Genomic DNA, 26061 nt, shown 5'->3' with positions numbered 1-26061 from the left:
ATACAACGAAACCAACGCTACGATTCCCTTGTGTCGAGCATCTGTAACTACCCGGGCTGTACGCGCACCATCACTCGCGGCGGAACGCCGGGACGGCCCTCGGAATATTGCGACCACCCCGAGCACACCCGATGGCGGGCATGGCGGGAGCGGCAGCGTCGTCAGCAGGAGGGTGAGGAGCCGGAGACGAACGTCACTGTGACGCAACCGGGCCCGGTGACCGCCGCTCGGTTGCGGGCCGACGAGATGCTCACTCAGTTCCGGACCCTGGCCGATCAGCTGAGCAATACGTTGTCGGTAGCCGTGGCCGAATTGTCGACTCTGGCCGACCCCTCGGTGGCGGAGGCGCAGGTCCAGGCCGTGCAGGCCGACGCCGCGCGCCGCATCGCCGAAGCCGAGGTGGCGACCGTGGCGGCGGAGAAGGCGCGGCGCGAGGCCGAGGAAGCCCGCGCCGCAGCGGAATCTGCGGCCGAGGACGCCGCCGCGGCCGCCGAGTCCGCCGAGGCACGCATCGCGGAGGCGCTCACCGCCCGCGACGACGCACTGCGCGAAGTGCAGCGCGTCAGCAAACAGGCGGCCGACGACGTCTTCGCCGCGCACACCGAGGCCGATGCCGAAATCCGCGCGGTTCGCGCACAGTGTGCCCACGACGTCGAGGAGGCGCGGCGGCAGGCCGCCGAACAGACCGACCTGGCGCGCACCACGTTCACCGCCGAGCTCGAACAGGTGCGTCGCGACAGTGCCCAGCGCATCACCGCCGCCGGCGCCGAACGCGACCTGGCCGTCCAGCGCGCCGCCGACGCCGAACGCGCCATCGAGCGCGCCGAATCGGCTGTCGCCGAACGCAACCGGACCCTGGACGAGGTCAGGGCGGAATTGGTCCGGGCCCGCGGCGACATCGACCGGATGCGCGCGGAGGCGACTGCAGCACAACAGCGCGCCGCCGACGATATCGCCGCCGTGCGCGCCGAAGCCGCCGCGGCCGCCGAACATGTCGCACAGCAGACCGCGGCCCGGCTGGCGGCGGTCGAGGACGCGCGCCGCCAGACCCTGGCCCGCGCCGAACGCGCCGAGGCGCAACTCGATGCCGAGCTGTCGCGGCGCACCGGCACGCGGACCGCCGATGCGCGTGAATCCGGCACTGACGCACCAGAAATGGCCGATCCCCGCTGATGTGGTGAACATTCGCGCAATCAACCGGCGACAGGTCTCGAAAACCACGCCGAGACCGAGTCGATCGTCGGCTTCGGTGGGGGCCGACCGCTATGCTCGACAACTGAATCAGCCACGGCTGCGACGGGCGTCGTGGGAATCGAGAGGTGACAAGTGAACGACGACGCCATGCGAGCGCGGCAAGCAAGGCCGAGCGTGGCACGGGTATACGACTACATCCTCGGCGGGCGCGACAACTACGGCGTCGACCAGAACCTCGCCGATTACTTCATCGACTTCCTGCCCGGTTCCGAGCAGGTGGCGATCACCGCCCGCGCGGCCACACTCCGCGCCGTACGCAGTATGTGCGCCAACGGAATTCGTCAGTTCATCGATCTGGGATGCGGACTGCCCACCACCGAGAACGTGCACGACGTGGTGCGCCGCCAGCACCCCGACGCGCCGATCGTCTACGTCGACAACGATCCGTTCGTCGTCGCCCACGGCCGCGCGTTGCTGTCGATCGACGACCGGATCGCGGTGCTGGGTCGTGACCTGTGCCAGGTCTCGGATATCGCCGACCATGCCGATGTGAACCGGCTGATCAACTTCGACGAACCGGTGGGCCTGTTGTTCGGCGTCGTGCTGGCCTTCGTGGAGGACAACGAGAATCCGGTCGGTGTGGTCGGCGACTGGGCCGCCCGTGTTCCGGCCGGCAGCCAGGTCTACATCTCGCATTTCCGTTCCGGGCACAACCGCGAGACCAACACCACCGAGCGGAAGGTGCTCGACGCCTTCGGCCGCGGTCGCTGGCGCAACGACGACGAGATCGAGGCACTGTTCGGCGATTTGGAACTGATCGATCCGGGCCTGCAGCCGTGCGCGCGCTGGTGGCCCGAGTCGGCCGCCGACGATTCCGGCAACGGCCGCGAACTCAGCGTGTGGGAGCAGCTGATCGTCGCGGGGCTGGCCCGCAAATCCGCCTGAGCCGCACAGGGATCGGCGCCCGCGCTCAGCGCAGGGTGCCGATCCAGCGGCGCGTCTGCGCCGGATCGATCACATCGTCGAGCTCGAGCACCGTCGCGGCGGTGAGCGCCTTCCCGCTCTCGTAGGCCGCGCGCACCAGATTGTCGAACGCGGCACTGCGCTGCACCGGATCCTCGATCGCCGCCAGTTCCTTCGCGAAGCCCAGCCGCACCGCTCCCTCGAGACCCATCCCGCCGATTTCCCCCGTGGGCCAGGCGACGACGAACCGGGGAGCGCGAAACGAGCCGGCCGCCATCGCCTGCGCGCCCAAGCCGTAGCCCTTGCGCAGGATGACGGTGCCCCACGGCACCGACATGGCGGCCGCGTCGATGAACAGGCGGCTGAACTTCGTCACCGTGGCATGCGTTTCGGCCTCCGGCCCGACCATGAAACCCGGTGTGTCACACAGCGATACGATGGGCAGACCGTGTGCGTCGCACAACCGCAGGAAGGCGCTGAGTTTGTCGGCGGCGGGGGCGTCGATCGCGCCGCCGAGGTGATGGCAGTCGTTGGCGATGAGCCCGAAGGGTCTGCCCTGTACGCGGATCAAAGCGGTGACCACGCCCACGCCCCAGTCGCGGCGCAATTCCAAGACCGAACCGGTGTCGGCGATCGCGGCCACGGCCGCACGGATGTCGTAGGCCCGCAGCCGATCCTCGGGCACCACATGGCGCGCCAGTCGCGGGTCCGGCTCCTCCCACGTGTCCACGATCCCTTGGAAATAGCCGAGATAGTCGCGGGCGATCGCCACCGCCTCGGCTTCGTCGGCCGCGACGATGTGCACCACACCGTTGCGGCGCTGCACCCGCGCGGGACCGATCTCCTCCGGCGCGTAGACACCCAGGCCACCGCCCTCGATCATCGCGGGCCCGCCCATGCCGATATTGGCGTCGGGGGTGGCGATGACGACGTCGCACATGCCGAGCAGCGCCGCGTTACCGGCGAAGCAACGCCCGGACACGATGCCGATCAGCGGGACCGTGCCCGACAGCGCGGCCATCGCGCGGAAGGTCGTCACGTCCAGGCCCGAGATGCCCGAGTGATCGGTGTCGCCGGGCCTGCCGCCGCCGCCCTCGGTGAAGAACACCACCGGAAGTCGTTGTTCGCGTGCCAGTTCCAGCATCCGGTCGGTCTTGGCGTGATTGCGCATGCCCTGGGTGCCGGCCAGCACCGTGTAGTCGTAGGACATCACCACCGCCCGCGCACGGTCGTGACCGAACCGGGCGGCGTTGACGGTCGCGATCCCGGCGACGAGCCCGTCGGCCGGCGTATTCGCGATGAGATCCTCGATGCTGCGCCGGGACCGTTGCGCCGCCACGGCCAACGCCCCGTATTCGATGAAGCTGTCGTCGTCCACCAGATCCGCGATGTTCTCGCGGGCGGTGCGGCGGCCCAGCCGGTGCCGTTTGGCGACCGCCTCCGGGCGTGCCTCGTCGAGTCCGGCACGGTGGCGGTCCCGCACCTGCGCCAGATCTTCGCGTTCGGCGTCGAGATCCACGGCCGTGACGTCGGCGTCCTCGCCGTCGTGATCCGCGTCGTCCCACACCAGCAGCGCCGCATGCGGATCCACCACCGTCGCGGGCTCGGCGAGAATCCGCATCACCCGCAACGGCTGCGCGGCGCGGACCACGTGATGCATCTTCATCGCCTCGACGACGGCGACCTCGGCACCCGCGGCCACCACCGTGCCCGGTTCGACGACACTGATCACCGTGCCACCCATCGGTGAGCGCAGCACCTGCTCGTCGCCGTCGTACCGGTCCACCGCCACCGGCGCAGTGTGGACCGGCGGCGCCGGCGGGGAGGCCGATTCCTCGGCCCGGGCGGCCAATTCGGCGCTGTGGCGTTCGAACCACAGCGTGTCGACCGTGGTGTCGCCGGGCAAGGTGTCGAGGACGGCGCATTGCAGTGCGACCGTGGTGTCTACGCCGTCGATCGTGGTTTCGGCCAAGGCGTCGGCGGCCCGCCGCAGCGCCGCCGGGAAGGTCGGTCCGCGCGCGATGATCTTGGCCAGCAGGGAATCGAAACCGGCGCCTTGGCGCATACCGCTGTAGGCGGCGGTGTCGACGCGCACACCGGATCCGGTCGGCGGGGTGAACCGGGTGAGCACACCGGTACTGGGCAGGACATCGCCTGTCGCGCTGAGGATTTCGGCATTGACACGCACCTGTATCGCATATCCGCGGGCGGTGGCCGGCAGCTCGAGATCGTCGAGAGTGCGGCCCTGCGCGAGATCGAACTGCACGGCCACCAGATCCGAGCCCGTCACCTCCTCGGTGACGGTGTGCTCGACCTGCAACCGCGGATTGACCTCCAGGAACCAGGCGGTGTCGTCGCGCACCAGGAATTCGACGGTGATCACACCCCGGCAGCCGACCGTTTCGGCCAGTCGTACCGCCTCGGCGTGCAGGCGCTCACGCAGGTCCGGCGCGAGGGAGGGCGCGGGCGCGATCTCGATCAGTTTCTGACGGCGCCGCTGCACGCTGCAGTCACGATCGCCGAGGGCGACCGCGCGCGAACCATCGGCCACGATCTGCACTTCGATGTGGCGGGCGTGTTCGACCAGCGCTTCGGCGTAGACGGTGTCGTCGCCGAAACCCGCGCGTGCCTCGGCCCGGCAGTGCGCATAGGCCTGCGCCAGCTCTTCGCGACGGCGCACCACGCGCATGCCGCGGCCGCCGCCACCGGCGGTCGCCTTGATCATCACGCCCTCGGGGTGGGCGGTGAGCAGCGCCTCGATCTGCTCGGGCCCGGCGGCGCCGGAGGTGGCGGGCAGTACCGCGACACCGGCCTGTTCCGCGGCGCGCCGCGCGGCGACCTTGTCGCCGAAAATCCGCAGCACCTCCGGATCCGGCCCGACGAACACCAGACCCGCCGCCGCGCACGCGGCCGCGAAATCGGCGCTCTCGCTGAGGAATCCGTATCCCGGATGGACCAGCGCACCCGGTCCGGCACTGCCGGCGGCCGCGACGACGGCGTCGATGTCGAGGTAGGCCGCGGCTCCCGCGCCGGGGAGCCGGACCGCCTCGTCGGCGAGCCGCACCGGCATCGCGTCCGGTTCGTCCGCCGTCGACAACGCCCGAGTGCCGTAGCCGCGCTCTCGCGCCGTACGCAACACACGGACCGCCACTTCACCCCGGTTCGCCACCACCACCTGCATACCGCCAGTCTGATTGACATTGACGTCAACGTCAATATGCTGGACGGTATGACGTCGGCGTGGAGTGTGCGCGCGGCCCGGGAGCGCTCGGAGACCGACCGGCATCGTGGTCTGCTCGATGCCGCGGCCGAGGTTTTCATCGAACGCGGCTACGCGGCGACCACGGTGGCCGCGATCACCGCCCGGGCCGGCGTCTCCCGCGCGACGCTGTATGTGTACTTCGCCTCCAAGGACGAGATCTTCCACGCCCTCGCCACGCGGGTGCGCGACGAATTTCTCGCCGCCCAGGAACCCGATCTGACCGATTCCGATCCGCGAGAGATGTTGCGCGCCACCATCGAATCGTTCGCCGCAGCGGTGCTGCACACCGGACCGCTGCTGCGATTGATCGAGGAACGCGGCACCGTGGACCCCCGGATCGGCGAACTGGCCGCCGAAATCTCCGAACGCCCCATCCGCCGCTTCACGCGCTACCTGGACCGCGAACATCGCGCCGGAACCATCGCCCCCGCGGCGCCGGTCCGAGTCGTCGCCGAAACCATCGGCTACGCACTGACCCGCGGCATACTCGACCGACGCGCCGATCCGCCGCACGAGCGCGCCCGATACCTCGAACAGATGCGGCGGATCGCCGAAACCCTGCTCGGGCTGCGCCCCGCCGCCGAGAATTCGGCTTGACCTTCACGTTACGGCAACTTCTACCGTCGAAGACGAGGCCGGAGCGACCGGCCTCAGGACAGATGGGAAGCACCATGAGCTGGTCGATCGCGGAAGTGGCGAAGATGTCGGGAGTCACCGCCCGCACCTTGCGCCACTACGACGACATCGGCCTGCTCACCCCGGCCCACGTGGGCAGCAACGGCTACCGCTACTACGACGAGCACAGCCTGCTGCGGCTGCAGCAGATCCTCGTGCTGCGGGAGCTGGGGCTCGGTCTCGCCGAGATCGCCGAAGCGGTCGACTCCGAACCCGACACGCTCGCGGCGCTCAAACGCCAGTACGCCCGGCTGCTCGCCGAACGCGACCGGCTGGGACGGATGGCCGAGACCGTGGCGCGCACCATCGCCGAACTCGAAGGGAACAAGGAGATGTCAGTGCAGATCAACCGCCCGGAAAATCTGTTCGCGGGCTTCGATCACACGCAGTACGACGACGAGGCCCGGCAGCGCTGGCCCGAACAGTTCGAGCAGTCCCGGCAGGCGAGCGCCGATATGACCGCCGAGGATGTCGAGCGCATGCAGCGGGAACTGACCGCGACGATGATCCGGATGGCCGAGTTCATGGCCGCCGGAACACCGGTCGACGATGCGGCGGTGCAGGCCGAAATCCACACTCAGTACGAGGGGATCCGCCGTTTCTGGACCCCGAACCGCAGCGCCTATATCTGCCTCGGCCAGATGTATGTCGACGACGAGCGGTTCAAGGCGAACTACGACCGGATCGCGGCCGGCCTGGCCGAATACCAGCGCGACGCCATGGCCGTCTACGCCGAGCAGCGGCTCACCGACTGATCGGCGCCGGCGGTGGCCGCCTCGCCGCGGCGCACGACGAGCACGCCGGTGAGGACCAGCACCCCGCCGAGAAGCTGAACGGGGTGCGGGGCCTCACCGAGTAGTGCCCACGCGAAGATCAGGGCCGCCACCACCTCGAGCAGGCCCGTGAACGCCGCGGCGCGGGAGCCGAGGAGGCGGGTGGCGGCAATGCCGGCGACGTAGGCGAGGGCGGCGGTCACGGTGCCGAGGATCGTGAGCGGCAGCCACCATGGCACCGTGACACCCTGGTACACAACGGGATTCGTGCTCGCGACCAGTGGAAGAACGCCCGCTCCGCCCGCGGCGAGCAGCCCGAGCCCACCCACCAGCAGTCCGCCCGCGGCCAGCACCGTTCCCGGCAGTGTGCCGTCACCGCGCACGGAGAGCAGGAAATAGGCGACCCCGCAGGCCATGGCGAGCAGGGCCCACGCGATGCCGATCCGATCGGCTGCGCCACCCGAACGCAGATCGATCACCAGCACCAGCCCGGCCAAGCCGAGGAACGCGCCGATCACGGTCGGCACCGCCGGCCGTTGGCGGTGACGCAGCCACAGCCAGCCGACCACCGCGATCGGGGAGGTGTATTGAATCAGCAACGCCTGTCCCACCGCCAGATGCGCGACCGCGGTGAAATAGGCCAGCTGCACCCCGGCGATCGCCACCAGGCCGTACCCGATGAGTAGAAAAGCGTTGACACGCAACAATTTCCAGTTCCCCCGGAGCTGCGCGGCCGCGAGCGGCGCGAGTACCGCGGCGGCAATGAGGACCCGCACGATCACCACCGCCGCGGAACTCCACCCGGCGTTCATCAGGGCGCGAGCCACGGGGCCGGACAGTGCGAACGACACCGCCGACACCACCGCGCAACTTGTGCCGGAGCCCAGCCGCCGCCCGGCGCCGGCGTCGGGCGCCATCATCGACATGCCCGAGAACGCTAGGCCCGGCGTCGATGGCTGTCACATGATTTTCGCGGGGGCGGCGCCACGGTCAGCTACGGGGAGTGGTCACGGCCACGAGTTCCGCCACCGCATCGGCGGCGGGAGTGCTGCCGCCGGTGAGCTCCACGATGACCCGGTTCAACGCCGGTTCGTGCAGGGCCGCATCGATGAAGGCGGCGACATCGTCGCGGGCGACCGACCCGTATTCGATGGCCAACCCGGCGGTGACGGTGCCCGAACCCGGATCGTCGAGCAGCGTGCCCGGGCGCACGATGAGCCAGTCGAGCGCGGTGTGGGTCAGGTGGACGTCCGCGGACTTCTTCACCCGCATGTAATGCTCGAACCCCGCCGAGGTTTCGCGGTCGCGGCCGGCATCGGGGAATACCGACACCAGCACGAAGCGCGAGACACCGGCCTGCGTCGCGGCGGCGGCCGCCTTCTCCAATCCGGCGCCGTCGATCGCCGTGGTCTTGTCGGGGCCGGTGCCGTGTGCGCCCGCGGAGAACACCACGGCGTCGTGCCCGGCGATCTGGGCCGCCAAATCCTCGACGGTGTCGTGGATCAGGTCACCGGCCACCGGCGTCGCGCCGGACGCCGCGACGGTCTCGGCCTGTTCGGGGTTGCGATGCATTCCGGTGACCTGGTCACCGCGGTCGGTCAGCCGTTGCGCGAGGCGGCGGCCCACGCCGCCCGCCGCGCCGATCTGGAACACCTTCACGAGTGATCACCTCTCTGTCGGCGAGTGCGGTCCACTGCCGATTGTGGACTCCGCGCCGATACGCACCGCGCCCGGGTGCGCCGTATCGGCCGCGACGAGTACCGGGGGCATGGTTCGGAGGCGGGGCCGCAATCGCGGCGGAAGATGTTGTGCGGCAGGGTGCGAACCAGTCGGTTCCGGATGGAAATACCAGGTCGCGACCTGTGAGTGCTACATGATCGCTGGAAACGGCCGATTTCGACTCCGTGTCCGTTGCCGCCGAAATACGCCGATTGCCGATGATCAGCGATTACGGTGCCAGTGTTCGTGTGACGGTGTGAGGCGATCGCGCGGGACGCCGCGATCCGGGCGAGAGGCGGGCAGATGGCACGTACCGCACGCGGGAACGGCGCGGCCCTGGATTCCGACGTGACGGCAGCGCTGATCCGCAGTCGCCGATTCTTCACCCGCGCCACCGTCTCCGCGGATCTGCGCACCGAATACGTGCGCGGCGGCCGCCAGGCCGACGAGTTCTACCGCGAACGCTGGGCCCACGACAAGGTGGTGCGCTCCACGCACGGCGTCAACTGCACCGGATCGTGTTCGTGGAAGGTGTATGTCAAGGACGGCATCATCACCTGGGAGACCCAGGCCACCGACTATCCGTCCGTCGGTCCCGACCGCCCCGAATACGAGCCCCGCGGCTGCCCGCGCGGCGCGGCGTTCTCCTGGTACACCTATTCACCCACCCGCATCCGCTACCCGTACATCCGCGGTGTGCTGCTCGAAATGTATCGAGAAGCCAAGGCGCGCACCGGCGATCCGGTCACCGCCTGGGAATCGATCGTCTCCGATCCGGCGGCGGCCCGGCGCTACAAGAGCGCGCGCGGCCGCGGCGGACTCGTCCGCGCCGGCTGGGAAGAGGCGGTGGAACTGGTGGCCGCCGCCCATGTGCACACCATCAAAGCCTATGGGCCCGACCGGATTGCGGGTTTCTCACCGATTCCCGCGATGTCGATGGTGTCGTTCGCGGCCGGCTCGCGGTTCATCTCGCTGATCGGCGGGTCGATGCTGTCGTTCTACGACTTCTACGCCGATCTGCCCGTCGCCTCCCCGCAGGTCTTCGGCGACCAGACCGATGTGCCCGAGTCCGGAGACTGGTGGGACGCCGGCTATCTCCTGATGTGGGGGTCGAACGTCCCGGTGACCCGCACCCCGGATGCGCACTGGATGACCGAGGCCCGCTATCGCGGCCAGAAGGTGATCGCGATCGCGCCCGACTACGCCGACAACGTGAAATTCGCCGACGAATGGCTCGCCCCGCATCCGGGCACCGACGCCGCCCTGGCAATGGCGATGGGGCATGTGATCCTGCGGGAATTCTTCGTCGACCGGCAGGTGCCGTATTTCGAGGACTACGTGCGCCGGTTCACCGATCTGCCGTTCCTGGTGCGGCTGGACGACGGCGACGGCGTGTACCGTCCCGGCAAATTCCTCACCGCCGCCGATCTCGACGAATTCGCCGACACCGAACACGCCGAATTCAAGACCGTCCTGCTGGATCGGCACGGAAATCCGGTGGTGCCCAACGGATCTCTCGGATTCCGCTACGGTGCCGAAGGCGCGGGACGCTGGAATCTGGAGTTGGACGGTGTGGCGCCGGCACTGTCGGCAGCCGGCGACCGGGCGGTGGTGGTGGAACTGCCCCGCTTCGACACCGCCGACGGCGCCGTCGCGGTCGTGCGTCGGGGCGTTCCCGTGCGCACGGTCGGCGGCCATCTCGTCACCACGGTGTTCGATCTCATGCTGGCCCGCTACGGTGTGCGGCGCGAGGGCCTGCCGGGGGAGTGGCCCACCGGTTACGACGATGCCGCCCATCCCGGCACTCCCGCCTGGCAGGAGGCGATCACCGGGGTGCCGGCCGCCGCCGCGGCGCGCATCGGCCGCGAATTCGCCGCCAATGCCGAAGAGACTCGAGGCCGTTCGATGATCATCCTCGGCGCCGGCACCAACCACTGGTTCCACTCCGACACCATGTATCGCACGTTCCTGGCCCTCACCACCCTCACCGGCTGCCAGGGACGCAACGGCGGCGGCTGGGCGCACTATGTGGGCCAGGAGAAGTGCCGGCCCGTCACGGGCTGGGCGACGGTGGCCAACGCCACCGACTGGACCCGCCCGCCTCGGCATATGAACCAGACCGTCTACTGGTACCTGCACACCGATCAGTTCCGCTACGACCCCTTCGCCGCCGACACCCTCACCACGACCACCGGTCCGGGTGACCTGTCCGGGCGCAGCACCGCCGACCTCATCGCGCAGGCGGCGCGCATGGGCTGGACCCCCTCGTATCCGACCTTCGATCGCAATCCCCTCGACCTGGCCGACGAGGCCGAACGCGCGGGCCGCACGCCCGCGGACCATATCGTCGACCAGTTGACGAGGGGAAAGCTGCGGTTCGCCTGCGAGGACCCCGACAACCCGGCGAATTTCCCTCGTGTGCTGTCGATCTGGCGGTCCAATCTGCTCGGCTCCTCCGCCAAGGGCAACGAATACTTCCTGCGCCATCTGCTCGGCGCGGACTCCTCGCTGCGCGCCGAGCAAGCTCCGCCGGATGCGCGGCCGCGCGACGTGGTGTGGCGCGAGCGGGCACCGGAGGGGAAGCTCGATCTGCTGCTGACGCTGGATTTCCGGATGACCAGCACCACCATGTACTCGGATGTGGTGCTGCCGGCCGCGACCTGGTACGAGAAATACGATCTGTCCTCCACCGATATGCACCCGTTCGTGCATTCGTTCAGCCCGGCGATCGCACCGCCGTGGCAGACCCGCACCGACTGGGACGCGTTCGCGAGCATCGGCGCCGAATTCAGCCGCTTGGCGCGCCGGCACCTGGGGGTGCGCACCGATATCGTCGCGACACCCCTACTGCACGACACCCCCGACGAACTGGCCACCCCGCACGGCGCCGTGCGGGACTGGAAAACCGGTGCCTGCCAACCCGTTCCGGGTCTGACGATGCCGCGGCTGACCGTCGTCGAACGCGACTACGGCGCGATCCGCGCGAAGATGGGCGCACTCGGGCCGCTGGTCGACCGGCTCGGCGCGGCCACCAAGGGCGTCACCTTCGACGTGAGCCGGGAGGTGTCGGACCTGGCCGCGCGCAACGGCATCGTGCGCGGCGGGCCGGCCGCCGGGCGTCCCAGCCTCGAACGCGATATCGACGCCTGCGAGGCGATCCTGGCACTGTCGGGCACCACCAACGGCCGCCTCGCGGTGCAGGGCTTTCGCACTCTCGAACAGCGCACCGGCACGCCGCTGGCCGATCTGGCCGCCGAACACGAGGGCACGCGCATCACCTTCGCCGACACCCAGGTCGCGCCGGTGCCGGTGATCACCTCACCGGAATGGTCCGGATCCGAAAGCGGCGGGCGGCGATACTCGCCGTTCACCGTCAATGTCGAACGCGCCAAACCGTGGCACACCCTCACCGGCCGCCAGCACTTCTATCTCGATCACGACTGGATGGCCGAGGTCGGTGAGCAATTGCCGGTCTTCCGGCCGCCGCTGGACATGTCGGCCCTGTTCGACGAACCCCGATTGGGTGAGCACGGGGAGCGCGGACTGTCGCTGCGCTATCTGACCCCGCATTCGAAATGGTCCATCCACTCCGAATATCAGGACAACCTGTTGATGCTGAGCCTGTCGCGCGGCGGCCCGACGATCTGGATCTCCGATCGGGACGCGGCGAAACTCGGTGTGCGCGACAACGAATGGATCGAGGCGGTCAACCGCAACGGCGTCGTGGTGGCCCGCGCCGTCGTCTCGCACCGCATGCCGGAAGGCACGGTGTACATGCATCACGCCCAGGACCGATTGATCGATGTGCCGCTGGCCGAGACCTCCGGCAAGCGCGGCGGGATCCACAATTCGCTCACCCGGCTGCTGATCAAACCCACACATCTCATCGGCGGCTACGCGCAATTGTCGTTCGCGTTCAACTATCTCGGCCCCACCGGCAATCAACGCGACGAAGTGACCGTGATCCGCCGCCGCAGCCAGGAGGTGAGCTACCGATGAGGCCCATGGCACACCTGGCGATGGTGATGAACCTCGACAAATGCATCGGCTGCCACACCTGCTCGGTGACCTGCAAACAAACCTGGACCAACCGCGCCGGAGTCGAATACGTCTGGTTCAACAATGTGGAAACCCGTCCGGGACAGGGGTATCCGCGCACCTACGAGAATCAGAGCCGCTGGAAGGGGGGCTGGGTCCTCGACCGCAAAGGCCGGTTGCGGCTGCGGCGCGGCGGCCGCATGCGGACACTGTTCACGATCTTCGACAATCCGACCCTGCCCGAACTGTCGGACTACTACGAACCGTGGACCTACGACTACGACACCCTGACCACCGCTCCGCTGCAACGGCATCCGCCGGTGGCGCGGCCGCGCTCGCTGATCACCGGCCGCGACACCGCCGTCACCTGGTCGGCCAACTGGGACGACAATCTGGGCGGCGCCCCCGAACTCGCCGCGGCCGACCCGCTGCTGGACAAGGTCGGCGACAAGGTCAGATTCGAGTTCGAGCAGACCTTCATGTTCTATCTTCCGCGCATCTGCGAACACTGCCTCAACCCGGCCTGTATGGCGGCGTGTCCGTCGGGGGCGATCTACAAGCGCGCCGAGGACGGCATCGTGCTGGTCGATCAGGACCGGTGCCGCGGCTGGCGCATGTGCGTATCGGGATGCCCGTACAAGAAGGTGTATTTCAACCACCGCACCGGTAAGGCGGAGAAATGCACCTTCTGTTTCCCGCGGCTCGAGGTCGGCCTGCCGACGGTGTGCGCGGAAACGTGTGTGGGACGGCTGCGCTATATCGGCGTGCTGCTCTACGACGCCGACACCGTCACCGATATCGCGTCCACCCCGGACGAGCGCGATCTGTATGCCGCGCAACGCGACGCCTTTCTCGATCCGTTCGATCCGCAGGTGGTCGCGGCGTGTGAACACGCCGGAATTCCGCGCGACTGGATACAGGCCGCGCAACGCTCCCCGGTCTACGCGCTGATCCGCACCTATCGGGTCGCGCTGCCGCTGCATCCGGAATACCGCACCGTGCCGATGGTCTGGTACATCCCGCCACTGTCACCGGTGGTGGATGTGCTACGCGATACCGGCCACGACGCCGAGGACCACGGCAATCTGTTCGCCGCGATCGAGGCCCTCCGCATCCCGGTCGACTATCTGGCGCAGCTGTTCACCGCGGGCGACACCGCACCGGTCGAGGCGGTGCTGCGGCGAATGGCGGCGATGCGCAGCTATATGCGTGATGTCAATCTCGGTCGTCCGCCGCGGCCGGAGATCGCCGCCGCCGTCGACATGTCCGAGGAACAGCTCTACGACATGTATCGGCTACTGGCACTGGCGAAATACGAGGAACGCTACGTCGTTCCGACGGCTCATGCCGAACAGGCGCACGGGCTCGAGGAACTCGCCACCGAATGCGATCTGGACCGCGACGGCGGCCCGGGGATGGGAGGCTGGGGTCCGTTCGGAGAAAGCTCCGGCGGGCCCACTCCCGTGGCGGTGGAGAACTTCCGCATGTTGCAGGACCGTCAAACTGCCGACGCGCCCACCTCGGAACCGACGCGAGTGAATCTGCTCAACTGGGACGGACGTGGGCGGCCGGAGGGCCTGTTACCGCGGCGGCGGGGCGGGAGGCATCGCACATGACCCGCACCACGACGCGCTGCGCGGCATGGCAGATCCAGTCACTGCTGCTCGGCTATCCCGATGCGGCGCTGCTGGATTCGCTTCCACTGCTCGCCCGGGCGACGGCGGCGCTGCCGGTCGCGGTCGGCACACCGCTGCGTCCGCTGCTGTCACACCTGGCGAGCACGCCGCCGATGCTGCTGGGCAGCGAATACGTCGACACCTTCGACCACCGCAAGCGGTTCAGCCCCTACCTCACCTACTTCTCCCACGGCGACACCCGCAAACGCGGGATGGCGTTGCTGCGCCTCAAACAGCTCTACCGCCGCGCCGGGTGGCAACTCGACGACGCGGAACTACCCGACCATCTGGCCGTCGTCCTCGAATTCGCCGCCACCGAACCGGAAGCCGGACTGCGGGTGCTGATCGAACACCGCGCCGGCGTCGAGGTCATGCGAGCAGCCCTGCGCGAGCACGGATCTCCGTGGGCCGGAGTACTGGATTCGGTATCGGCCACGTTGCCGCCGCTGCGTGGCACCGACAGCGAGGCCGTCGCGCGGCTCATCGCGGCCGGCCCGCCCGGTGAGGAGGTCGGCACCGAGCCGTTCGCACCGCCCACCTACATGCCGACACCGATCGGAGGCCGTCGATGACCGTGAGCGCGACCGACGTGCTGCTGTGGGTCGCGGTGCCGTACGCGGCGCTGGCGGTCTGCGTCGTGGGGCTGATCTGGCGCTACCGCTACGACAAATTCGGCTGGACCACCCGCTCCTCGCAGCTGTACGAGAACCGGCTGCTGCGCCTGGGCAGTCCGCTGTTCCACTACGGCATCGTGTTCGTGTTCCTCGGCCACGTCCTGGGGCTGGTGATTTCGCAGTCGTGGACCGAGGCGATCGGTATCAGCGAAACCACGTATCACATCGTGTCGTTCAGCCTCGGCGCCGTGGCCGGCATCGCGACGGTGGCCGGGCTGGGCATCCTGATCTACCGCCGCCGCACCGTCGGCTCGGTGTTCTCCGCGACCACCCGCAACGACAAGATCATGTACGTGCTGCTGGGCCTGACCCTGGCGCTCGGCCTCGCGGCCACCGTCTACGGCAACGCGACCGGAGATCCGCACAACTACCGCACCGACGTGTCGCCGTGGTTCCGGTCGCTGTGCTATCTCGACCCGCACCCCGAGCTGATGGCCGGTGCGCCGCTGGGCTTTCGGCTGCACGCGCTCTCGGCCTGTGCGCTGTTCGCGTTCTGGCCGTTCAGCCGGCTGGTCCACGTATTCTCCGCGCCCGTCGGCTATCTGACGCGACCCTATCTGGTCTATCGCAGCCGGGACGTGTCGCTCGGGGCGCACCGGCCGCCGCGCGGCTGGGAACGGGTGCAGTAGCGCGCCGCAATCCTCCGAGACGGATTCTGCCGGATCAGAAGGTCCCCGGATGTGGTCGCAGCAGCACCGGCGCCCCGTGGGCGGGCACGTTGGTGATGTTGCGGATGCGCCCGCGTTCGCGAGTACGCACCGGAGTCAGGGCGAATCGGCCCAGCACCTCCGACAACACCGCCGTGCCCTCCATCAACGAGAATCCCGCGCCGATACAGCGGCGCACACCACCACCGAACGGCAACCAGGTGTTGGCGGCGACACTGCCGTCGAGAAAGCGTTCGGGACGGAAACTTTCGGGTTCGGGATGATTGTCCGGGTTCGCATGCGCCAGCACGATCGAGGTCTGCACGACGGTGCCGCGGGGCAAGGTGTACCCGCCGATCGTCGTCTCGCGCGTCAGTCGGCGCAAGGTGCCGCCGATGACGGGATGGCGGCGCATCGCCTCCTTCAGCACCGCTTCCAGATATTTGTCGTCACCCTCGGCGGCCGCGCGCCGCGCCCGCTGCTGCACGTCGGGATGGGCGGCCAATTCGAACATCGCCCACGACAGCGCCGACGCGGTGGTCTCGTGCCCGGCCAGCAGCAGCGTCACCAGCTGATCGCGAAGTTCGGCATCCGAGAGCGGCTCGTCACCGGCCTCCGCGCCCACCGCGAGCAACCGGGCCAGTACATCGGCGCGGTCGCCGGGATCCGGTTCGCCGCGCCGGCGCGCGATCTCCTCGTAGAGCAGCGCGTCGATCGCGTCCTTGTTGTCGGCGAACCGCTTCCACGGGCCGAAACGCTGCAGCCGATGCCATTTCCAGCCCAGGAAGATCAGCGGGCCCACATCGACCAGATAGCGCAGCCGCGGCGCGAGCTCGGCACGCCCGCGCTGCTCGCTGATACCGAACACCACCTGCATGATCACATCGAGTGTCAGTTCGTTCATCCGGGGCAACGTCACGAGGGTGGTGTCGGGCTGCCACTGGTCGATGTGATGTTTGGCGATGGCCTCGACCAGGTCGCGATAGCCGCGCAACGCCGAGCCCGTGAACGCCGGCATCAGCAATCGGCGGGCGCGGGCGTGTTCGTCCTCGTCGGTGAGCAACAGCGAATGCTGTCCCATCACCGGCTCCAGCACCCGATTGCCCTCGCCGGCATGCAGATCCGCCGGGGCGCCGGCGAAGATCTCGCGGATGTGCTCCGGCCGCGAGAACACCACCAGATTCTCGGCATACGGTGCGATCATGCGCATCGTGTAGACATCGCCGTAGCGGCGCGACGCCACCCCGGCGAACCAGCCCCGCCATTTCGCGTGCAGCAGCGTCTGCGCCACTCGTGGCAGCCGGGGACCCGGCGGAAACACAGTGCTCATGAGGCAACCTCCCGGCGGGCCGCAACGGTGCGAGATCCGATATCCCACCTACGGTAGCCCGGTAGCCGTAACCGAACCACACACGTTCTACGAGCGGATGTGCGGCTGTCCGATAGCTGATCGGCCGGGCCGAACCTGTGAAATTGCGCAGTGCGCACCGTCCGGGGCCATATCATCGGGGCCATGCCCACCTTCCGAGCAGCCGGACGCAGGGATGTCTTCGCTGGTGATGCCTGGCACCTGGCGTGCGCGATCGGCGGTGGGTCGATCGTCGTCGGGGTGGTCCTGCTCGTTTGGCCCGATAAGTCCGTTCAGGTTGCGGAGCTATTGCTCGGTACGACGCTGCTGTTGACCGCCGCCTGGCAATTCACGGTGGCGTTCCGGGCGCGCATCCGCGGCGGGCTCAAGGCGCTGGAATTCGTGAGCGGGGCCCTGTCGGTACTGCTGGCACTGTGGTGCATGCGCAGCGGAGACTGGGTGGCGTTGCTGGCCATGTGGGTCGGGATGGGATGGATGATCCGCGGCATCGTGCAGGCCATCGTCGCGTCCTGGTCGGACGATCTACCGAAGCCGGGCCGGCGCGAAGGCTACGGCCTGGCGACACTGCTGGCCGGGCTGATCGTGCTGGTGTGGCCGATCGACACCGTCGCGGCCCTGTCGATACTGGTCGGTGTCTGCCTGATCCTGCTCGGCGCGATGGAGATCCGCATGGCCGTGCGCGTGCGCCGTCCGGAACGCGGCGGGGACCAGGTGGGGGTGCGCGGCCTGCTCGGTCCGCGCGCACCAACCCCGGTCCGGGCCGCGGATTAGGGTCGGCATATGGCTGTCGTTCACCACACCACCCTCGAGCCGGGCAAACTCGACCTGCTCACCGCATGGCTGCCGACACGCGAATGGTTCACCGGCACAACGCCACACCTGCACAAGGCGGGCGGTTTCCGGCTCGACGACCCCGACGGCGAGGTGGGCATCGAGCACATGCTCGTCGTCGACACCGCCGATGCCCGAAAGCCCGTCTACCACGTGCCGATGACCTACCGCGGCGCCCCGCTTCCCGGCGCGGACGCGGCCCTGATCGGCACCTCCGAACACGGCGTGCTCGGGACCAGGTGGATCTACGACGCCGCGCACGATCCGGTGGCACTCGCGCAGATGGCGGCGCTGCTCGCCGGGCGCGCGGTGGCCCAGGACCAGAACCTCAGCGACACCCCCGCCCGCACCGTCGAGGTGTCCGTCGTCGATCCGGACACACCGAAGGCCGTGCGCGTCAACCGGATTCCGGCGCGGTCGGCCGCATCCGTGCACGGATGGGTCCGGGTGGGCTGGACCGATGCGGAGGGCGCGACGGCCGAGGGGGTAGTGCTGGAGGCAGCGGTGAACTGAACGTGCACGCGTGCGGCCGGAAGGAGTCGCTGTGATGATCGGCAGATACGGAAATCGGACGGCAGCGGTGGTGGTGCTCGGCGCCGCCACCGCGCTCGCCGGTTGTGCGCACCACGACTCCGGAACCGCCACATCAGCTCGCCCGGCCACCGAAACCTCCGCCGCACAGGCACCTTCGCCGCAGGCGAGCCCCACGGCGGGGCCCACCACCACTTCGTCGGCCATCGCCGCGTGCCGGCCGCGCCAACTGGACATCGCCGCCCACACCCTGTCGCCGGGCATGATGCATCGCGGCGTCGAACTGACCTTCACCCTCGCCGCCGACACCCCGCCCTGCACGATCGGCGGCTATCCCGGCGTCGACACCGGCGAGGGCGGCCCGGTCCTGCACGCCCGACGCACCCCACGCGGCTATATGGGCGGCCTGCCCTCGGACGACGACACTCCGCCCACTGTCACCGTGCTGCCCGGCCGCCCCGCCCGCGCGGTCGTGGAGGGATCCGCGATGGGCCCGGCCGGGGAGGACTGCCCGCTGTACACGAGTCTCGCTGTGACAGCCCCCGATTCGACCGACACCCACACCGTGCACACCACCATCGACACCTGTGCCCTGGAGGTGCATCCGGTCACCGGCTGAAACTGCCCGCGTCGCGATGTGCCCGATCTCAGGTGAGAGCGAGCATCCGGCACGGCCCGCCCGTGCCGCCGATGTATTCGGGCGCGCCGACCACGACGGTGGCACCGGTCGGCGGGACGGCGCCGAGGTTGGCCACCATCTCCACGCCGTAGCGCCCCCCGCCGAGGAATGCGGTGTGTGCGCCGTAGTCGAGATCGGCCGCGTGGTCGAGGCTGAGCGTATCCACCCCCGCGCCGGCGATATCGCGCTGACGCACAAGGTATTCCGCGGCCTCGGCGCAGAAGCCGGGGGCATGTGGGGTGCCCTCGACGTCGAGGTTGACGAAGGCCGCCGGATGAGCGAGCCGACGCTCCCACCCGGAGTACATGGCGACGAAGGCACGCGGTGGGATGCGACCGTAGATCCGCTCGAAAGCATCGATGTCGTCGATCGTGACCGTCGCGTCGACATCGAACGACGCCTTCGCGCTGATGTCGATCACGATGAGCGGAGCCACCAGATCGCGCGCCGAGAAGGTGTCGGGCCCCACCCCGCCGGAGGCACGGCGCAGCGGTGCGTCGACATGTGTTCCGGTGTGCTCCCACAGCGCGATCGCGTTCTGATCGAAACCTCCCAGCGCATGCCATCCCACCGGGACCATCGCGAACGGCGGATTGCCCGGCCACATCGGCATATTCGGTCCCACCGGATGAGTGAGGTCGACGACGGTTCCTGTGCCCGCGCGTGCGACGGGTGCGGTGGCCGCCGCCAGTGCCGCCAGACCCGCGGCGCCCGCCAAGGCGCGCCGCGACGGAACCGCCGGGAAATCGGCGCTGTCGTGGGCGATCCGGACGATCCGAGGTGCACACATGGTGACCGGCAGCTTAGTCGCTGCCCGGCGCACCGGCAGCGGACGGCGAGTCGCCCTCACCCCGGCAAGCGAGGACGCCAGTGCCGCAACGCTTCTCGTTCCCGATCGAGGAATTGAGCCCGAGCGAGCGCCTCAGCGGGTCTTCCGGGCGAGGGCGCACGCGATCAGTTGTTCCCACAGGGTCGGTTCGCGCTCGGCTGGACCGATGCGTGCGACCGAGGCATCGGCTTCGGCGGGCCGCCAGCGGGCGCAGATCTCGAGCCCCGGCTCGAGCACTTCGAGATCGCCGAACAGGCCGAGGATCTCCTCGTCCGAACGCCAGCGCCCCCGCCCGAACGTCGCCTGCAATTTCCCCTCTGCGGCCTGCGTCTCCTCGTTGAAACCGGAACGGAAATGCGAGATGTAGATCTGCGAGCCGACCGGGATCCGGTCGGTCCACCACCGCACTAGTTCGGCCGGATTCTCGTCGTCGTTGAGGTGGTGCAGGATGGCGCTGAAGATCACCGCCACCGGCTCGTCGAAATCGATCAGCCGCTGCAGATCCGGATGGGAGAAGATGGTCTCCGGATCACGCAGGTCGGCGCGGATGACCGTGGTGTGGTCGTCGGCGGCCAGCAGTGCGCGACCATGGGCCAGCACGATCGGATCGTTGTCCACGTACACCACGCGCGGCGCCTCGAGGTGACGCTGCGCGACCTGATGCACATTGTCGACGGTCGGCAGCCCGCTGCCCATATCGATGAACTGGCGCACACCGGAGTCCGCGATATCGGCGACCGCGCGAATCATGGCCTGCCGGTTGGCATAGGCGATGGCGACCGAGCCGGGCAGATCGTTGATGAAGTAGTCGCCGACCTTGCGGTCGACGGCATAGTTGTCGCGCCCGCCCAGTAGATAGTCGTACACGCGGGCGATACTCGGCTTGGATTGATCCACCTGTGCGGCGCTGTCGGTCATGACACCTGTTTCTGTGCGCGGAGGTCGTCGTCGGGCTCGATCCTAGAGCCAGCGTTGGCTTTTCGGTGCGGTGTCACCGAGAACCGTTGTCCGCGAGATGTTTTCCGTGATCAGCCGGTGACGAATCCGACCGCGCGGTTCGCCAGATCGAGCAGCGGCTGCGGCGCGATACCCAAGGCCAGTGTGGCGGCGCCGGTGACGATGACGACCATCGTGGTCACCGGCGCGGTGACCACGGCGGGCGGCGCCTCCGGCGGATCGGTGAAGAACATCTGCACGATGACGCGGATGTAGAAGAACACGGCGATCGCACTGGAGATCACACCGACGATCACCAGATACGCCGCGTGCCCGGCGGCGGCCGCCGAGAACACGGCAAATTTCCCGACGAAACCACTGGTGAGCGGAATACCCGCGAACGACAGCAGAAACAGCGCGAAAACCGTTGCCAGCCATGGTGAACGGCGGCCGAGCCCGGCCCACGCCGACAGTGCGGTCGCCTCATCGCCTACGCGGTCGCGTACCAGCGTGACCACCGCGAACGCGCCGACGGTGCTCACGCCGTAGACGGCGAGGTAGAACAGCACCGACGACACCCCGTCGGAATTGGCCGCCACCAGCGCGGTGAGGATGAACCCGGCGTGCGCGATCGAGGAGTAGGCGAGCATGCGCTTCACATCGGTCTGGGTGACGGCGAGAATGGCGCCCAGCACCATCGTGGCCACCGCCACGGCGCCCAGGATCGGACGCCAGTCCGCACTCAGCCCCGGAACCGCCACCTGCAGGATGCGCAGCAGCGCCCCCACGGCCGCGATCTTGGTCGCCGCGGCCATGAACGCGGTGATCGCGGTCGGCGCGCCCTGATACACATCGGGTACCCACGACTGGAACGGCACCGCGCCGATCTTGAACAGCAGCCCGACCACCAGCATCGCCACACCCAGCACCGCAAGGGTTTTCGAGCCCGAATCCCGGGCCACCGCGTCGGCGATGCCCGACAGCCGAACCGTGCCGGCGTAGCCGTACAGCAGCGCCATCCCGTACAGGAAGAAGGCCGAGGCGAACGCGCCCAGCAGGAAGTACTTCAGCGCCGCCTCCTGCGACAGCAGCCGACGCCGCCGCGCCAGCCCGCACAGCAGATACAGCGGCAGCGACAGCACCTCGAGCGCGACGAACATCGACAGCAGATCGTTGGAGGCGGGGAACAGCAACATGCCGCCGACCGCGAACAGGGTCAGCGGAAAAACCTCGGTGGTGGCGATACCCGCCCGCGCGGCGGCGATCTCGTCCGTACTTCCCGGCACCGCCGCGGCCTGCGGGGTGAACGCGTCGACCACGACCGCGCCGGAGGCCACCGCTGCCGCCCGGCTCCAGGTTCCGGGGCCCTCCCGGCTTTCGCGCGCCAGCCGCGGTTCGATACCCCGTTCGGCGATCAGCGCGACCGCGAGGATCGCGACCACCAGGATGGCGCCCTGCAGCATCAGCGTCACGTCGTCGACCGCGACCGCGCCGACGGCCACCGTGGCATGGGTGCCCGCGAGCGCGATCACCGCCACCAGTGCCGCCACCAAACCGCCCAGCGCGAGCACCAGATGGAGCGGGTAACGCCACGAACGCGGCAAAAACGCCTCGACGAGCACCCCGGCGACAGCGACACCGAAGACGACGAGCATCGGTGACAGGGCGTGATATTCGATCGAGGGAGCCGGAACCGTCGCGGCCAGATACTGATTCACCGGTGGTTACCTCCGCTCGGAGTGGTCGCGGCCGGTACGGTCGCCGCATCCGGCGCGACCGTGGGCGCCGGATCGTGTTTGCCGATGGTGGTGAGGGTGCCGGCCACCGCCGGATTGATCCGGTCGAGAACCGGTTTCGGATACGCGCCGAGGACCAGCAGCGCCACCAGCAACGGCACCACGACCACCAGTTCGCGTGGTAGCAGATCCGGCAAGCGCTCATTGCCCTTGCGGACCGGTCCGGTCATCATGCGCTGGTACATCCACAGCACGTAGAGCGCCGCCAGCACCAACGCGCCCGTCGCGAACACCGCCGCCACCGGATACCTCGTGAACGTGCCGACGAGCACGAGGAATTCGCTGACGAACGGCGCCAGCCCGGGTAGTGACAGCGTCGCCAGGCCCGCGATCAGGAAGGTGCCCGCCAATATCGGCGCCACCTTCTGAACGCCGCCGAATTCGGCGATCGCCCGAGTTCCGCGGCGCGAGACCAGGAATCCGGCGATGAGGAACAGCGCCGCGGTCGAGATGCCGTGGTTGACCATGTACAGCGTCGCACCCGCGCCACCCTGATCGGTCATCGCGAAGATGCCGAGGATGATGAAGCCGAAATGCGAGATCGAGGTGTAGGCGATCAGGCGCATCACATCGGTCTGCCCGATGGCCAGCAGTGCGCCGTAGAGGATGCCGATCACCGCCAGCACGCTGATCATCGGCGCGTAGGTGGTCGAGGCGGCGGGGAACAGCAGCAGGCAGTAGCGCAGCATGCCGAAGGTGCCGACCTTGTCGACCACCGCCATCATCAGCACCGCGCTCGCGGGCGTGGCCGACACCGCGGCACCCGGCAGCCAGGTGTGCAGCGGCCACAGCGGCGCCTTCACCGCGAAGGCGAACATGAAGCCGAGGAACAGCGCGTTGAGCACGGCCGGCCCGGCGCCGAGCTGCCCGGAATTCGCCGCCGCCGTGACCGCCCGGAAATCGAAGGTCCCGCCGTCGCCGCCGAGATGGGCCCGCGCGGTGAGCACGTACAGCCCGATCACCGCGGCCAGCATGATCAGGCCGCCGAACAGGTTGTACAGCAGGAACTTCACCGCCGCGCGCGACCGCTGCTGCCGCAGTGCCAGTTCCACGGCCGCCGATTCACCGCCGGTGGTGCGCGGCCCGAATCCGCCGATGAGAAAGTACATCGGGATGAGCATGACCTCGAAGAACACATAGAACAGCAGGATGTCGAGCGAGACGAACGAGATCAGCACCATCGCCTCGACGATCAGGGTCAGCGCCACGTAGATGTGCGCGACCCGCCGCCCGCTGCCCGCCTCGCGGTCGTCCTTCCATCCGGCGAGGATCAGCAGCGGCACCAGTGCCGCGGTCAACAGCAGCAGTACCAGGGCGATTCCGTCGACGCCGAGGGTGTAGCCGGCGCCGAAAGCCGGTATCCAGCGGTGAGATTCGACGAGTTGATACTGCGGGCCGCCCGGATCGAAACGCACCGCGACCACGATCCCGACGGCCAGGGTGGCCAGCGACAACACGAGTCCGGTCACCCGGGCCAGCGTGCGCCGGCCGGCCGGGACCGCCAGCACGACGACGGCGCCGGCCAGGGGCAGCACCCACAGGGTGGTCAGCCAGGGATACTCCGTCACAGCAACCTCACCGCCAGCAGGGCCGCGACCACCAGGGCCGCGCCGGTGAACATGGACAGGGCGTACGAGCGCACGAAACCCGTTTGCACGCGCCGGATTCGCGCCGACAGACCGCCGATCACCGCGGCCGTGGTGTTGACGATGCCGTCGATTCCGCGGTTGTCGAGGAAGACCAGCGAGCGGGTCAGGTGGGTGCCCGGACGCATGAACGCGGCCTCGTTGAACGCGTCGCCGTACAGATCGCGCCGAGCCGCGACGGTCAGCGGCGTGACGTCCTGCGGAGCGGTGCGCGGCACCGGCCGACGCGCGTACTGGCGGTAGGCGACCGCGACACCGATCGCGACCACGACCAGCGCCGCCACGGTCACCGCCCACGCCGGCACGGCGCTTTCGGCGTGTTCGGTCCCGACCACCGGCGCCAGCCAGTTCTGCAGCGACGATCCGAAGACGAACACGCCACCGGAGAAGACCGAGCCGAGTGCCAGCACGATCATCGGTCCGGTCATCACCGCGGGCGCCTCGTGCGGATGCGGCTCTACCTCGGATTCGCCCGCAGCCCAGCGCTTTTCACCGAAGAAGGTCAACAACATCACGCGCGTCATGTAGAAGGCGGTGATTCCGGCGCCGAGCAGCGCGGCGGCGCCGAGGGTGATGCCGTTCGCACCGCCGTACCCGAACGCGGCCTCGATGATCCGATCCTTGGAGAAGAACCCCGCGAACGGCGGCACCCCGATGATCGCCAGATAGCCGAGCCCGAAGGTGACGAACGTGATCGGCAGATACTTGCGCAGCCCGCCGTAGCGGCGCATATCGGTTTCGTCGTTCATCGCGTGCATGACCGATCCGGCGCCGAGGAACAATCCGGCCTTGAAGAAGCCGTGGGTGAGCAGATGCATGATCGCCACGGCATATCCGGCCGGGCCCAGTCCGGCGGCCAGCACCATATAGCCGATCTGACTCATCGTGGACGCGGCCAGCGCCTTCTTGATGTCGTCCTTCGCGCAGCCGATGATCGCACCGAACAGCAGCGTCACCGCCCCGACCACCAGCACGCCGGCGCGCGCCGCCGGGGCGGCGTCGAAGATCGCGTTCGAGCGCGCGATCAGATACACACCGGCGGTCACCATGGTGGCGGCGTGGATGAGCGCCGACACCGGAGTAGGGCCCTCCATCGCGTCACCGAGCCAGGACTGCAGCGGCACCTGCGCGGATTTACCGCAGGCGCCCAGCAGCAACAGCAGCCCCAGAGCTGTGAGGGTGCCTTCGCTCGCATGCGGGACACCGGCGAAGACGTGCCCGAAATCGACCGAGCCGAAGGTGGCGAACATCAGGAACAGCGCGATCGCCAATCCCATGTCGCCGACGCGGTTGACCACGAAGGCCTTCTTCGCCGCCGCGGCCGCCGACGGCTTCTCGTGCCAGAACCCGATCAGCAGGTACGAGGCCAGGCCCACACCCTCCCAGCCGAGGTAGAGCACCAGATAGTTGTCGGCCATGACCAGGATCAGCATCGCGGCCAGGAACAGGTTGAGGTAGGCGAAGAACCGCCGCCGCGCCGGATCGTGTGCCATGTAGCCGACCGAGTAGATGTGGATCAGCGAGCCGACGCCGGTGATCAGCAGGACGAAACACATCGTCAGCTGATCGAGTTGCAGCGAGAACTCCGCCTGCAGACCGGCCACCGGTATCCAGCTGAAGAAGTTGTGCGACACCGCGCGATCGGCGCCGGCGCGGCCGAGCATCTCGGCGAACGCCCACACCGCCACGCCGAACGAGGCCACCGCGGTCGCGCAGCCCAGCCAGTGCCCCCAGCGGTCGCTCGTACGTCCGGCCAGCAGCAGGATCAGCGCACCGGCGGCGGGCAGGGCCGGCAGCAGCCAGAGCAGATTCCCGGTACCCAC

The 26061-nt window shown here is 68.7% G+C and carries 20 protein-coding genes; 11 read left to right on the top strand and 9 right to left on the bottom strand.

Translation table 11 applies throughout. From position 1 onward, the window contains the following. The first annotated feature begins 30 nt into the window (after positions 1-30). Entirely contained in the window at positions 31-1173 is a 1143-nt protein-coding gene (locus NK1_RS05790; protein ID WP_245660359.1) for a coiled-coil domain-containing protein, read from the top strand. A 153-nt stretch (positions 1174-1326) separates the two neighbouring features. Continuing rightward, positions 1327-2139 (top strand): SAM-dependent methyltransferase, encoded by an 813-nt coding sequence (locus NK1_RS05785; RefSeq protein WP_218023059.1) that lies wholly within the window; start codon positions 1327-1329, stop codon positions 2137-2139. Positions 2140-2164: 25 nt separating this feature from the next. Here NK1_RS05785 and NK1_RS05780 read toward each other — a convergent pair whose 3' ends face one another. After that, on the bottom strand, positions 2165-5338 hold the full coding sequence (locus NK1_RS05780; RefSeq protein ID WP_063007497.1) for a carboxyl transferase domain-containing protein: 3174 nt from the start codon (positions 5336-5338) through the stop codon (positions 2165-2167). 48 nt (positions 5339-5386) lie between these two features. Here NK1_RS05780 and NK1_RS05775 point away from each other — a divergent pair, with 48 nt between their 5' ends. Continuing rightward, positions 5387-6016 (top strand): TetR/AcrR family transcriptional regulator, encoded by a 630-nt coding sequence (locus NK1_RS05775; RefSeq protein ID WP_167354222.1) that lies wholly within the window; start codon positions 5387-5389, stop codon positions 6014-6016. A gap of 74 nt (positions 6017-6090) precedes the next feature. Next, the gene (locus NK1_RS05770) at positions 6091-6849 is read left to right on the top strand and encodes a MerR family transcriptional regulator (protein ID WP_063007562.1); all 759 of its coding nucleotides are present in this window, start codon (positions 6091-6093) and stop codon (positions 6847-6849) included. On the opposite strand, the gene NK1_RS05765 is transcribed toward NK1_RS05770, so the two are convergent. Then, positions 6822-7793: an EamA family transporter gene (locus NK1_RS05765; RefSeq protein ID WP_063007495.1), complete on the bottom strand. Its 972-nt coding sequence runs from the start codon at positions 7791-7793 to the stop codon at positions 6822-6824. The two genes, NK1_RS05770 and NK1_RS05765, sit on opposite strands and share 28 nt — an antisense overlap. Positions 7794-7857: 64 nt before the next feature. After that, positions 7858-8526, bottom strand: coding sequence for an SDR family oxidoreductase (locus tag NK1_RS05760; protein ID WP_063007494.1), 669 nt, complete (start codon positions 8524-8526; stop codon positions 7858-7860). A gap of 363 nt (positions 8527-8889) precedes the next feature. Here NK1_RS05760 and NK1_RS05755 point away from each other — a divergent pair, with 363 nt between their 5' ends. The 4 genes from NK1_RS05755 to narI are packed head-to-tail and all read left to right on the top strand — an operon-like array spanning position 8890 to position 15603. Further along, positions 8890-12585 carry a nitrate reductase subunit alpha gene (locus NK1_RS05755; RefSeq protein WP_174552694.1) on the top strand — a complete coding sequence of 1232 codons (3696 nt, stop codon included), beginning with the start codon at positions 8890-8892 and terminating at the stop codon, positions 12583-12585. After that, a complete protein-coding gene (gene narH / locus NK1_RS05750) occupies positions 12582-14240 on the top strand; it encodes a nitrate reductase subunit beta (protein ID WP_063007493.1) in 1659 nt (552 codons plus the stop codon). Before NK1_RS05755 ends, narH begins: the two co-directional genes overlap by 4 nt. Next, positions 14237-14872, top strand: coding sequence for a nitrate reductase molybdenum cofactor assembly chaperone (narJ, locus tag NK1_RS05745; protein ID WP_063007492.1), 636 nt, complete (start codon positions 14237-14239; stop codon positions 14870-14872). Before narH ends, narJ begins: the two co-directional genes overlap by 4 nt. Then, entirely contained in the window at positions 14869-15603 is a 735-nt protein-coding gene (gene narI / locus NK1_RS05740; protein WP_063007491.1) for a respiratory nitrate reductase subunit gamma, read from the top strand. Before narJ ends, narI begins: the two co-directional genes overlap by 4 nt. 34 nt (positions 15604-15637) lie before the next feature. Here the strand turns inward: narI and NK1_RS05735 are convergent, their stop codons facing one another. After that, positions 15638-16951 (bottom strand): cytochrome P450, encoded by a 1314-nt coding sequence (locus tag NK1_RS05735; protein WP_063007490.1) that lies wholly within the window; start codon positions 16949-16951, stop codon positions 15638-15640. Positions 16952-17134: 183 nt separating this feature from the next. Here NK1_RS05735 and NK1_RS05730 point away from each other — a divergent pair, with 183 nt between their 5' ends. From NK1_RS05730 to NK1_RS05720, 3 genes are read left to right on the top strand one after another with little or no spacing between them, the layout of a single operon-like run. Beyond that, complete coding sequence (locus NK1_RS05730; protein WP_157104090.1) at positions 17135-17761, top strand: DUF308 domain-containing protein; 627 nt, start codon at positions 17135-17137, stop codon at positions 17759-17761. Positions 17762-17770: 9 nt separating this feature from the next. Further along, positions 17771-18334, top strand: coding sequence for a maltokinase N-terminal cap-like domain-containing protein (locus NK1_RS05725; RefSeq protein WP_063007488.1), 564 nt, complete (start codon positions 17771-17773; stop codon positions 18332-18334). A 34-nt stretch (positions 18335-18368) separates the two neighbouring features. Further along, positions 18369-18971: a DUF4232 domain-containing protein gene (locus NK1_RS05720; RefSeq protein WP_084460611.1), complete on the top strand. Its 603-nt coding sequence runs from the start codon at positions 18369-18371 to the stop codon at positions 18969-18971. Between the two features lie 28 nt (positions 18972-18999). Here the strand turns inward: NK1_RS05720 and NK1_RS05715 are convergent, their stop codons facing one another. The 5 genes from NK1_RS05715 to nuoL form a co-directional block, all read right to left on the bottom strand. Then, a complete protein-coding gene (locus NK1_RS05715; RefSeq protein WP_063007487.1) occupies positions 19000-19821 on the bottom strand; it encodes a cyclase family protein in 822 nt (273 codons plus the stop codon). A gap of 132 nt (positions 19822-19953) precedes the next feature. Then, the gene (locus tag NK1_RS05710; protein ID WP_063007486.1) at positions 19954-20778 is read right to left on the bottom strand and encodes an SAM-dependent methyltransferase; all 825 of its coding nucleotides are present in this window, start codon (positions 20776-20778) and stop codon (positions 19954-19956) included. 110 nt (positions 20779-20888) lie between these two features. Further along, the gene (nuoN, locus tag NK1_RS05705) at positions 20889-22514 is read right to left on the bottom strand and encodes an NADH-quinone oxidoreductase subunit NuoN (RefSeq protein WP_063007485.1); all 1626 of its coding nucleotides are present in this window, start codon (positions 22512-22514) and stop codon (positions 20889-20891) included. Next, complete coding sequence (locus NK1_RS05700; protein ID WP_063007484.1) at positions 22511-24160, bottom strand: NADH-quinone oxidoreductase subunit M; 1650 nt, start codon at positions 24158-24160, stop codon at positions 22511-22513. The genes nuoN and NK1_RS05700 overlap by 4 nt, the downstream gene beginning before the upstream one ends. After that, positions 24157-26061, bottom strand: a complete 1905-nt coding sequence (nuoL, locus tag NK1_RS05695) for an NADH-quinone oxidoreductase subunit L (RefSeq protein ID WP_063007483.1) — start codon at positions 26059-26061, stop codon at positions 24157-24159. The genes NK1_RS05700 and nuoL overlap by 4 nt, the downstream gene beginning before the upstream one ends.

Origin of the sequence: Nocardia kruczakiae NBRC 101016 (genome assembly GCF_001612965.1) — a bacterium.
Taxonomy (GTDB): domain Bacteria; phylum Actinomycetota; class Actinomycetes; order Mycobacteriales; family Mycobacteriaceae; genus Nocardia; species Nocardia kruczakiae.
This window is presented reverse-complemented; position numbering and strand designations above follow the sequence as displayed.